Source organism: Stenotrophomonas sp. STEN033 (genome assembly GCF_056856655.1).
In genome coordinates this window covers 122,780-132,895 of record NZ_JBXFWM010000004.1, presented here as the reverse complement: position 1 = coordinate 132,895, position 10,116 = coordinate 122,780, and the positions used below count along the sequence as shown (strand labels likewise).

10 protein-coding genes are annotated in these 10,116 nt (G+C 63.8%); 8 read left to right on the top strand and 2 right to left on the bottom strand.

All coding sequences use genetic code 11. From position 1 onward, the window contains the following. Nucleotides 1–339: 339 nt before the first annotated feature. Nucleotides 340–1,740 (bottom strand): DEAD/DEAH box helicase, encoded by a 1,401-nt coding sequence (locus AC1VXC_RS02995; RefSeq protein WP_481538476.1) that lies wholly within the window; start codon nucleotides 1,738–1,740, stop codon nucleotides 340–342. Nucleotides 1,741–1,755: 15 nt separating this feature from the next. On the opposite strand from AC1VXC_RS02995, the gene AC1VXC_RS02990 reads away from it, so the two are divergent. The 3 genes from AC1VXC_RS02990 (at nucleotide 1,756) to maiA (ending at nucleotide 3,853) form a co-directional block, all read left to right on the top strand. Then, the gene (locus AC1VXC_RS02990) at nucleotides 1,756–1,884 is read left to right on the top strand and encodes a hypothetical protein (protein WP_481538475.1); all 129 of its coding nucleotides are present in this window, start codon (nucleotides 1,756–1,758) and stop codon (nucleotides 1,882–1,884) included. Nucleotides 1,885–2,112: 228 nt separating this feature from the next. Next, nucleotides 2,113–3,102 carry a fumarylacetoacetate hydrolase family protein gene (locus AC1VXC_RS02985; RefSeq protein WP_481538474.1) on the top strand — a complete coding sequence of 330 codons (990 nt, stop codon included), beginning with the start codon at nucleotides 2,113–2,115 and terminating at the stop codon, nucleotides 3,100–3,102. Nucleotides 3,103–3,196: 94 nt separating this feature from the next. Next, a complete protein-coding gene (gene maiA, locus AC1VXC_RS02980; RefSeq protein WP_481538473.1) occupies nucleotides 3,197–3,853 on the top strand; it encodes a maleylacetoacetate isomerase in 657 nt (218 codons plus the stop codon). A gap of 386 nt (nucleotides 3,854–4,239) precedes the next feature. Here the strand turns inward: maiA and AC1VXC_RS02975 are convergent, their stop codons facing one another. Beyond that, nucleotides 4,240–5,370, bottom strand: a complete 1,131-nt coding sequence (locus tag AC1VXC_RS02975) for a PilT/PilU family type 4a pilus ATPase (RefSeq protein WP_481538472.1) — start codon at nucleotides 5,368–5,370, stop codon at nucleotides 4,240–4,242. A gap of 97 nt (nucleotides 5,371–5,467) precedes the next feature. On the opposite strand from AC1VXC_RS02975, the gene AC1VXC_RS02970 reads away from it, so the two are divergent. The 5 genes from AC1VXC_RS02970 (at nucleotide 5,468) to AC1VXC_RS02950 (ending at nucleotide 10,111) form a co-directional block, all read left to right on the top strand. Beyond that, nucleotides 5,468–5,854 carry a DUF4398 domain-containing protein gene (locus tag AC1VXC_RS02970; RefSeq protein WP_303748791.1) on the top strand — a complete coding sequence of 129 codons (387 nt, stop codon included), beginning with the start codon at nucleotides 5,468–5,470 and terminating at the stop codon, nucleotides 5,852–5,854. After that, nucleotides 5,854–6,735 (top strand): OmpA family protein, encoded by an 882-nt coding sequence (locus AC1VXC_RS02965; RefSeq protein WP_303748792.1) that lies wholly within the window; start codon nucleotides 5,854–5,856, stop codon nucleotides 6,733–6,735. The genes AC1VXC_RS02970 and AC1VXC_RS02965 overlap by 1 nt, the downstream gene beginning before the upstream one ends. Nucleotides 6,736–7,063: 328 nt before the next feature. Beyond that, a complete protein-coding gene (locus AC1VXC_RS02960; protein ID WP_282266820.1) occupies nucleotides 7,064–7,282 on the top strand; it encodes an HP1242/YdcH family protein in 219 nt (72 codons plus the stop codon). Nucleotides 7,283–7,460: 178 nt separating this feature from the next. Then, nucleotides 7,461–8,831, top strand: coding sequence for a pyridoxal-phosphate dependent enzyme (locus AC1VXC_RS02955; RefSeq protein WP_303748793.1), 1,371 nt, complete (start codon nucleotides 7,461–7,463; stop codon nucleotides 8,829–8,831). 92 nt (nucleotides 8,832–8,923) lie between these two features. Beyond that, nucleotides 8,924–10,111, top strand: coding sequence for a cystathionine gamma-synthase (locus AC1VXC_RS02950; protein ID WP_481538471.1), 1,188 nt, complete (start codon nucleotides 8,924–8,926; stop codon nucleotides 10,109–10,111). Nucleotides 10,112–10,116 lie beyond the last annotated feature (5 nt).

Here is a 10,116-nt window from a genome sequence, read left to right as displayed (position 1 = left end):
CCCACTCTATTTTCGTCTTATTTTTCCTATCTCTTAGACTTCTACATGTGCACTCCCAACTCCATAGCCAAGGACAATGCCAAAGCCAAAGCCAAAGCCAAAGCCAAAGCGCTGGGCCACCATCAGTAGGCGCGAGCGCGGTGCCCGATTCTCGACGTGGCAATGACGGGCCTTCCCTTCTCCCGCATGCGGGAGAAGGTGCCCCGCAGGGGCGGATGAGGGGCGCTGTTGCTACTGATTTGGCTGTTTTACAAAACAAAAAAACAACACACAAAAACCAGAAAGGCCGACGCAATGCGTCGGCCTTTCTTTGCAACTCATCCCAACAAAAAGTTGGAATCAGGCGCTGGTACGGCTTTGGCCACGGCCACCACCGCCACGACGCTGACCACCACCCGGGTGCGCATCACGACGCTGCTGGCCATTGCCGGCATTGCGCTGGCCGCCCGGCTTCTGCGGCTGGCCGCCACGGCCGCCGCGCGGTGCATCGCCGGTCGGGCGACGTGCGGCATGCCCGCCGTTGCCGCGACGCGGTGCCTTGTGGCCGCCCGGATGCTCAGCCTTGCCCGGTGCGCTGTTGCCCCAGCGAATCGGGGTGTGCGGCTCAAAGCCGGGCACATCACGGATGTCCATGTCGCGGTCGAGCAGACGCACGATCTGCCGCAGCAGCTTGGCTTCGTCCTGGGCAACCAGCGAGACCGCCTCACCGGTCGAACCGTTACGGCCAGTACGGCCGATACGGTGCACGTAGTCTTCCGGAACCATCGGCAGGTCGTAGTTGATGACCTTCGGCAGCTCGTTGATGTCGATGCCGCGGGCAGCGATATCGGTGGCCACCAGCACGGTCACGCGGCCGGCCTTGAAGTCAGCCAGTGCGCGCAGGCGCTGGCCCTGGCTCTTGTTGCCGTGGATCGCCGCGGTCTTGATGCCGGACTTCTCCAGGAAGTCCGCCAGCTTGTCGCAGCCATGCTTGGTGCGGCCAAACACCAGCGTCTGCACGCGGGAGTCCTTGGCCAGCAGGTGCAACAGCAGCTCACGCTTGCGCGCGCCGTCCACCGGGTGCACGCGGTGGGTGATGGTCTCGGCAACGGTGTTCTTCGGCGTGACCTGGATCTGCTGCGGGTTGTGCATGAACTCCAGCGCCAGCTGCTTGATGCTGTCTTCGAAGGTGGCCGAGAACAGCAGGGTCTGGCGGTTCTGGCGCGGCAGCTTGGCGAGGATGCGCTTGATCGAAGGCAGGAAGCCCATGTCGAGCATGCGGTCGGCTTCGTCCAGCACCAGGATCTCGACGCCGGACAGGTCGACGCTGCGACGCTCCAGGTGATCAATCAGGCGGCCCGGGCAGGCGACCAGCAGGTCGACGCCACGACGCAGGATGTCCAGCTGGTTGCCCATGCCCACGCCACCGTAGATGCAGGCGCTGGGGATGCGCAGGTACTTGCTGTAGCCACGCAGGCTGTCATGCACCTGGGTGGCCAGTTCGCGGGTTGGTGCCAGCACCAGGGCGCGCGGACGGCGCGGGCCGTTGCCCACGCTCTGCGGCGAGGTGGCCAGGTGCTGCAGCAGCGGCAGGCCGAACGCGGCGGTCTTGCCGGTGCCGGTCTGGGCGCCGGCCAGCAGGTCGCGACCGTCCAGCGCAAGCGGAATGGCCTGCTCCTGGATTGGGGTCGGGTTTTCGTAGCCCTGCTCGGCGAGCGCGCGCAGCAGGAAGGGCGCAAGGCCCAGGTTTTCAAACGACATGGAGTGCTCCGAAACATGAATAACGCGCGCCCGAAGGGGCTTGCGTTGCTGATCATTGAAGATCAGCTGATCTCGGAGCGTTCCCGTAAACCGCGCTGCAAGATCTGGATGCAACCAACGCGGTGCGTTGGCTGGAATGCGTGACGATAGGCGTCGGAGTGGGGGCGGGCGGGCGGATGGGCCAGGTGGCCGCTGATCCTGCACCGCCGGCGATCCCTGAGGGAAACGGACGGCCGCTGGCAGACCGCGCTAGTCTAAGGGATTGTTCCGCCCCGCACAAAAACGCCCGTTCAGCATTCGGCTGGAGAGGCTGGTGGTGCCGGGCATATTCATTACAATTGAAACTTATTTCTCCGCAGACTGGACACTCCCATGAAGCTTGGTTCCCTGAAGGAAGGCGGCCGCGACGGCACCCTGATCGTGGTTTCGCGTGACCTGACCCGTGCGGTACGGGCCGCTGGCATTGCCGCCACCCTGCAGCAGGCGCTGGAAGACTGGTCGAATCTGGCGCCGCGCCTGAACGCGCTGTCCGAGCAGCTCAATGCCGGTGCCGTGGAAGGCGAGTTCGCGGTGGACATGCAGACGTTGGCAGCGCCGCTGCCGCGCGCCTACGAATTCGTCGATGGCAGCGCCTACCTGCCGCACGTGGCGCGGGTGCGCAAGGCGCGTGGCGCCGAAGTGCCGGAAAGCTTCTACACCGATCCGCTGATGTACCAGGCCACCAGCGCCGGCTTCTACGGCCCGCGCGATGCAGTGAAGGTGATCAGCGAGGACTACGGCATCGATCTGGAAGCCGAGATCGTGGTCATCACCGACGACGTGCCGATGGCGGTGACGCCGGAACAGGCGGCCGGCCACATCCAACTGGTCGGTCTGGTCAATGACGTCAGCCTGCGCAACCTGATCCCGGGCGAACTGGCCAAGGGCTTTGGCTTCCTGCAGTCCAAGCCGCGTTCGGCGCTGAGCCCGGTGTTCGTGACCCCGGACGAGCTGGGCGCTGCCTGGCAGGACAGCAAGCTGCACCTGCCGCTGGTCACCCATATCAATGGCAAGTGGTTCGGCGCGCCGGAAGCTGGCGTCGACATGCAGTTCAACTTCGCCCAGCTGGTTGCGCACGCGGCCAAGACCCGCCCGCTGTCGGCTGGCGCCGTCGTCGGCTCGGGCACCATCGCCAATGAAGACACCGCATTGGGTGCGTCCTGCTTTGCCGAGCAGCGCACCGTGGAAACCCTGCGCGACGGCAAGCCGTCCACGCCGTTCATGAGTTTTGGCGATGTGGTTCGCATCGAAATGCTGGACCGTGACGGCGTCAGCATTTTTGGCGCGATCGAACAGCAGATCGAACAGGCATCCCGTCCCTGAGAAGGCCGACAATACGTTTGCAGCGCGTTGGTGGTGAAGGCGTCCTCACCACCAGCGCGTATTGTTGTGTCGCATGGGAAGGGGGGAATCTGACATGGAAGCAGGGCTGACGCTCTACAGTTATTGGCGCTCGAGTGCCGCATACCGCGTGCGTATTGGCCTGAACCTGAAAGGCCTGGCGTATGCCGTCGTTCCGGTTCATCTGGTGCGTGATGGCGGGCAACAGCACGCAGCGGATTACGCCGCGCTCAATCCGCAGGAGCTGGTGCCGACGTTGCGCCATGGTGAGCGTGTACTGACGCAGTCGCTGGCCATTCTTGAATACCTGGAGGAGGTCTTCCCCGAGGTGCCATTGTTGCCGGACGATGCCGGTGGCCGCGCACGCGTACGCGCGCTGGCCCAGCAGGTGGCCTGCGACATCCACCCGTTGAACAACCTGCGGGTGATGCAGTTCTTCGATCGCGAATGGAACGTGCCGCAGCCCGAGCGTGATGAGTGGACGCTGCACTGGATGCGGGTTGGCTTTGCCTCGCTGGAAGCGATGCTGGCAGGTTCGTTCGACACCGGTCGTTATTGCCACGGTGCCGAGCCGGGATTGGCGGATTGCTGCCTGGTGCCGCAGCTGTACAACGCCCGCCGTTTCCACCTCGACCTGACGCCGTATCCGACCTTGCGCCGGATCGAGGAGGCCTGCCTGGCCCTGCCTGCATTCGATGCGGCCCGGCCGGAAAACCAGATCGACGCGGTCTGAACCCACAAGGTTTTTGTGGGGGCGGTGTAAACCGCGAAGCCAGCAATTCAGTCGACGCCTCTTGTAGGAGCGGCGTAAGCCGCGAAGCCGACAATCCCACCGAAACAGCGGATCAACATGTTCCGGACGAAGGCTGGGCGCGGGTTCACCGTTGGCCAATCGACTTACGCCGGTTCTGCAGCATGGGCGGTAGTGCCCATTGCCGAGCATGGCTCGGCACTACAGTCCTCCGTTTTTCGCGCAGCGAAGGTGAGGGTCGGAGATATCTGCTGACCGATGCAGCTGTGGCTTCGCGGCTTACGCCGCTCCTACAAGAGCCTGGGTCCACTAGGCCCTGAAACAAAAAGCCCCGCGATGCGGGGCTTTTTGTCATTGATATCACCAGCTTAGAAGCCGTGCGTGATCGCCGCGGGTGCCGACACCGCGAAGTCCGCATATGGATCATGCTCGCCGGTGCCGCCTTCGGACAGGCGGAACTTCAAGGCCAGGCCATCGCGCGAGTCGGCGGCGCGCAGCGCTTCCTCCTGCTCGATGATGCCGTCCTTGGCCATCCGGAACAGGCACTGGTCGAAGCTCTGCATGCCTTCTTCCAGCGACTCTTCCATCGCTTGCTTGATTGCGTGCACTTCACCGCGGCGCAGCAGGTCGCGGATCATCGGCGTGTTGAGCAGTACTTCGGTTGCCGGGCGGCGACGGCCGTCCTTGCCCTTGACCAGGCGCTGCGAGATCACCCCGCGCAGGTTCAAGGACAGGTTCATCAGCACGTTCTTGTGGGCGCTTTCCGGGAAGAAATTGAGGATGCGCTCGATCGCCTGGTCGGCATTGTTGGAGTGCAGCGTGGCCAGGCACAGGTGGCCGGTTTCGGCGAAGGCGATGGCCGCTTCCATGGTTTCGGCATCGAGGATCTCGCCGATCAGGATCACGTCCGGTGCTTCACGCATCGCGTTCTTCAGCGCGTTGTGGAAGGCGTGCGTATCCAGGCCGACTTCGCGCTGGTTGACGATGGACTGCTTGTGCTTGTGCAGGAACTCGATCGGGTCCTCGATGGTGAGGATGTGGCCGGTCGAGGTGCTGTTGCGGTGGTCGATCATCGAGGCCAGCGAGGTCGACTTGCCGGAGCCGGTCGAGCCGACCACCAGTACCAGCCCGCGCGGGGTCATGATCACGTCCTTCAGCACCTGCGGGAGGTTGAGCTCCTCGATGCTGGGAATGCGGCTCTTGATCGCACGGATGACCATGCCCACTTCGCCGCGCTGCTTGAACACATTGACGCGGAAGCGCCCGGCGTCGGCCAGGGCGATGGCCATGTTGAGCTCCAAGTCGCGCTCGAACTGCGGCACCTGGCCCTCGTCCATCAGCGAATAGGCGATTTTCTTGACCATCCCCGGCGGCAGGCCGGTATTGCCCAGCGGGTACAGCTTGCCTTCAATCTTGATGTAAACCGGCGCTCCGGTGGTCAAAAACATGTCCGAAGCGTTCTTTTCGGTCATCAGCTTCAAGAAATAGCCGATATCCATGCGAAATTTTCCCCAACAAACGGCGGCGTGCCGTTGCAAGCACGCCTCTGGCTTGACCACAATGGCCGCGCTCAGTCACCCAAGCCACGGCTCCCCAATGAAATCTAGCTTCGCACAATTAAGACGATTCCTGTGTGCTACCGCCTGCACATTCGTGCTATGCGGCAGCGCGCTGGCGCAGGATCCGGGTGCAATGGAATTGCTTACCGCTCAACAGGCAGTGGAAAAGGCCGACCGCGCCGACGCCGATCAGTACGCGCCGGACACCATGGCCATGGCCCGCCAGCAGTTGGGCCAGGCCCAGCAGGCAGCCACCGATCGCCGCCTGCGCAAGCAGGTGCCGGTGCTGGCACTGCGTGCCGCCGCCGATGCCGATCTGGCCCGTGCGCAGAGCGAGGAAGCGGTCGCGCAGGCCCAGCTGGCCCAGCGCAAGGCCGAGGTTGCACAGCTGCAACGTCAGTTGGCGACAGGGGAGGGACGCTGATGCGGATCAGGAATCTGATGGTTGCAGGCCTGCTGGCCATGCCCTTGCTGGCAGTGGCGGCGGAAGATCCGGCAGTTGGTGCGCTCAGCCACCGGCTGATGCTGCTGCAGGCCGATATGGCCACGGCCGATGTGGCTTCGTTCGAGAAGCTGCAGGCGCAGCAGGCGATTGCGACCCTGGCCAAGGCCAAGCGCAAGGAGCTGGACGACGCCCGCTATCTGGCAGAGCGCCGCGTCGCCATTGCCGAGGCGGCCAGCCGCGCGGCGCTGGCACGGCGTGAGGTGGGCGAGCTGGAACGCACCCGCAGTGAATTGCTGATCGAGGCCAGTCGTCGCGACGCGGCCCGGGCCCGTCAGGAAGCCGAGCAGCTGCGGGTACAGACCCAGATCCAGGCCGAGGAGGCCGAGCGTCTGCGTCTGGCTGCCGAAGCCGAGACCTTGGCCCGCCAGGATGCGGAGACCGCGCTGACCAGCGTGGCCGGCCGCCAGCAGGCGCGGTTGAGCACGGCCCAGCAGAACGCGGCCAAGCTGGCCCGCGAAGAAGCTGAGCTGGTGTCCGGGCAGAAGCTGCCGGCGTCCAAGTTCGATGGCCGTGGCGAGATCTACACCTTCACCGGCGATGCCTTTGCGGCTGGCCAGGCGGCGCTTTCCGGCGCGGCCGGCAACCAGGCCAAGGCATTGGCCGAATACCTGAACATCGGCAAGAAGGGCAGGGTCACCATCGAAGCCTACGACAGCGCCAATGGCGTCGGTCAGCGGCGCGCGCAGGCGCTCAAGGACGCGCTGGTGGCAGCCGGTGTTGCCGCCAACCGGATCCAGGTGACGGGCAAGAAAGCGGCCTCCACCCGCGCCCGTTCAGCGGAAGTGATTATCGCGCCGTGACAAACCTAAATGGCTGAACTTGTTAGGTTTTTGTCATTCGTGTGAGACTGAATGCGGAGCGGTTTGAATATTCAGTAAACGTTTCCGCATAGCCCTTGCCGGAACCTTTTTGCAGGCGTAGGGTCAATTGTCCGGGCGGCACTTTCGTCGTCCGGACAACGGAGGGCCGAGCCGGTGCAAGCGTGGCGCGAACCAGTAACCGATAGCTCCTGGCAGGTTGGCCGGAGGGCGGTTGGTGGTGCCACGTTGAGCGGCTTGGCTTTCTAATCCAGCAACGCCCCGTGCCGCCAGGCCGGGGCGTTCTTGTTTCTGCATGAAGGAGGTAGTCATGTTCGAAGGGCAGCCGCAGAGTGAAATCGACGCATTGGCCAAGGCCAACCCGGAGTTCAAGCAGCTCTACCAACAGCATAAGAAGCTGAACAAGAAATGCATGGACGCGGAGCTGGGTGTGCTCCCGATTGATGGGGCAACCCTGGGACAGATGAAACGGGAAAAACTGCTGGCCAAGCAGAAGCTCCTGCGGATTTACGAAAACAGCATCAACTGAACCTTCCCCACGCTAGACCGTTTATGTCGCGGACGGTGGCGGCCTCCTCGTCGGCCGTCATTGTCCGCGTCACTTGGCAGCTCGGTAGTTACGCCTGAACGTGATTACCTGACTTTCGCGCACAACCATCGGATAATCATCGGTCCGGCCGCAGAGCGGCGCGATCTGAAGTAAACCGATGCCCATCCATTCCTCCATCCTCGAACTCATCGGCAATACGCCCATCATCAAGGCCCAGCGCCTGGATGTCGGCGTGTGCGAGCTGTACCTCAAGATGGAGAGCGCAAACCCGGGTGGGTCGATCAAGGACCGTATCGGCCTGTCGATGATCGAGGCGGCCGAGAAGCGCGGTGATCTCAAGCCCGGCGCGACGCTGGTGGAAGGCACCGCCGGCAATACCGGCCTGGGCCTGGCGCTGGTGGCGCAGCAGAAGGGCTACAAGCTGATCCTCGTGGTACCGGACAAGATGAGCCGGGAGAAGATCTTCAACCTGAAGGCCATGGGCGCCGAAGTGGTGCTGACCCGTTCGGACGTGGCCAAGGGTCACCCCGAGTACTACCAGGACCTGGCCAAGACCGTCGCCGACCGCACCCCGGGCGCGTACTTCATCAACCAGTTCGGCAACCCCGACAACCCGGCCGCGCACGAGTTCGGCACCGGCCCGGAGATCATCGAGCAGATGGGCGGCGATCTGGACGCCATCGTGTTCGGCTGCGGCAGCTCCGGCACCATGACCGGCCTGTCGCGCGCCTTCGCCAAGCTTTCGCCCAAGACCGAGCTGGTGCTGGCTGACCCGGTCGGCTCGATCCTGGCCGAGTACATCAACGAGGGCACGCTGAACGAGAAGTCGGGCAGCTGGCTGGTGGAAGGCATCGGCGAGGACTTCCTGCCGGATATCTCCGATTTCAGCCGGGTCAAGAAGGCCTATGCCATCACCGACGCCGAGAGCTTCCACACCGCGCGCGAGCTGCTGGGCAAGGAAGGCATTCTCGGTGGCTCCTCGACCGGCACCCTGCTGGCCGCCGCGCTGAAGTACTGCCGCGAGCAGACCACGCCGAAGAAGGTGCTGGTGCTGGTGCCGGATACCGGCAACAAGTACCTGTCCAAGATGTACAACGACTACTGGATGCTGGACAACGGCTTCCTCGAGCGCCCGCAGTTCGGCGACCTGCGCGACCTGATCCTGCGCCCGTACAGCCAGCGTGACACCGTGGTGGTGGGCCCGAAGGACCTTCTGACCACCGCCTACCAGCGCATGAAGCTGTACGACGTGTCGCAGCTGCCGGTGATGGAAGGCAGCCAGCTGGTCGGCATCATCGATGAAAGCGACGTGCTGCTGCATGTCTACGGCGATGAAGCCCGCTTCCGTGACCCGGTGTCGGTGGCCATGGTCAGCAAGCTGGACAGCCTGGACGTGAAGTCGCCGATCGAGGCATTGCTGCCGGTGTTCGACCGTGGCCAGGTGGCGATCATCACCGATGGCGACGCCTTCCTCGGTTTGATCACCCGCATCGACCTGTTGAACTACCTGCGTCGCCGCGTTCAGTAAACGCGGCGCGGCCGGCAGCACCTTAGGGGAGGTGCTGCCATGGCCGGTTCAGGCCACACTGATAGACTTTTCTCTTTTAGCTGGAAGCCCTTATGACGGATCAGCATTCACGCAGCCAGGACGGCGAGCGCGCCTTGTCGCTTGCCACTTTGGCCATCCACGGCGGGCAGTCGCCTGACCCCAGCACCGGCGCAGTAATGCCGCCGATCTACGCGACCTCGACCTATGCCCAGTCCAGCCCGGGCGAGCATCAGGGTTTTGAGTACTCGCGCACGCACAACCCGACCCGCTTCGCTTACGAGCGTTGCGTGGCCTCGCTGGAAGGCGGTACCCGTGGTTTCGCCTTTGCCTCGGGCATGGCCGCCAGCTCCACCGTGATCGAGCTGCTGGATGCCGGCAGCCACGTGGTGGCAATGGACGACATCTACGGCGGCAGCTTCCGCCTGTTCGAGCGCGTGCGTCGCCGCACCGCCGCACTGGATTTCAGCTTCGTCGACCTGACCGACCCGGCCGCGTTTGAAGCCGCGATCACGCCGAAGACCAAGATGGTGTGGATCGAGACCCCCACCAACCCGATGCTGAAGATCGTGGACATTGCCGCGGTCGCCGCCATCGCCAAGCGTCACGGCCTGATCGTTGTGGTGGACAACACCTTTGCCTCGCCGATGCTGCAGCGTCCGCTGGAACTGGGTGCGGACCTGGTACTGCATTCGGCCACCAAGTACCTCAACGGCCACTCCGATATGGTCGGTGGCATGGTGGTGGTCGGCGACAACGCCGAACTCGCCGAGCAGATGGCCTTCCTGCAGAACTCCATCGGTGGCGTACAGGGCCCGTTCGACAGCTTCCTCGCCCTGCGTGGCCTGAAGACCCTGCCGCTGCGCATGAAGGCGCATTGCGCCAACGCGATGGAACTGGCCAAGTGGCTGGAAACCCACCCGGCGGTGGAAAAGGTGATCTACCCGGGACTGGCCTCGCACCCACAGCACGAACTGGCGGGCAAGCAGATGGCTGGCTACGGCGGCATTGTCTCGATCGTATTGAAGGGCGGCTTCGAAGCCGCCAAGCGCTTCTGCGAGCGCACCGAACTGTTCACCCTGGCCGAGTCCCTCGGCGGCGTGGAAAGCCTGGTCAATCACCCGGCAGTGATGACGCATGCCTCGATTCCGGTGGCGCGCCGCGAACAGCTGGGCATCAGTGATGCGCTGGTGCGGTTGAGCGTGGGCGTGGAGGATGTTGAGGATCTGCGGATGGATCTGCAGCGGGCACTGACGACTTGAGAACC

What these genes read in the sequence shown, in the direction of transcription:
- AC1VXC_RS02965 (WP_303748792.1), top strand. Translation starts at nt 5,854, where the DNA reads ATGCGGATCAGGAATCTGATGGTTGCAGGCCTGCTGGCCATGCCCTTG.
- AC1VXC_RS02970 (WP_303748791.1), top strand. Translation starts at nt 5,468, where the DNA reads ATGAAATCTAGCTTCGCACAATTAAGACGATTCCTGTGTGCTACCGCC.
- maiA (WP_481538473.1), top strand. Translation starts at nt 3,197, where the DNA reads ATGGAAGCAGGGCTGACGCTCTACAGTTATTGGCGCTCGAGTGCCGCA.
- AC1VXC_RS02995 (WP_481538476.1), bottom strand. Translation starts at nt 1,740, where the DNA reads ATGTCGTTTGAAAACCTGGGCCTTGCGCCCTTCCTGCTGCGCGCGCTC.
- AC1VXC_RS02960 (WP_282266820.1), top strand. Translation starts at nt 7,064, where the DNA reads ATGTTCGAAGGGCAGCCGCAGAGTGAAATCGACGCATTGGCCAAGGCC.
- AC1VXC_RS02990 (WP_481538475.1), top strand. Translation starts at nt 1,756, where the DNA reads ATGAATAACGCGCGCCCGAAGGGGCTTGCGTTGCTGATCATTGAAGAT.
- AC1VXC_RS02985 (WP_481538474.1), top strand. Translation starts at nt 2,113, where the DNA reads ATGAAGCTTGGTTCCCTGAAGGAAGGCGGCCGCGACGGCACCCTGATC.
- AC1VXC_RS02975 (WP_481538472.1), bottom strand. Translation starts at nt 5,370, where the DNA reads ATGGATATCGGCTATTTCTTGAAGCTGATGACCGAAAAGAACGCTTCG.
- AC1VXC_RS02950 (WP_481538471.1), top strand. Translation starts at nt 8,924, where the DNA reads ATGACGGATCAGCATTCACGCAGCCAGGACGGCGAGCGCGCCTTGTCG.
- AC1VXC_RS02955 (WP_303748793.1), top strand. Translation starts at nt 7,461, where the DNA reads ATGCCCATCCATTCCTCCATCCTCGAACTCATCGGCAATACGCCCATC.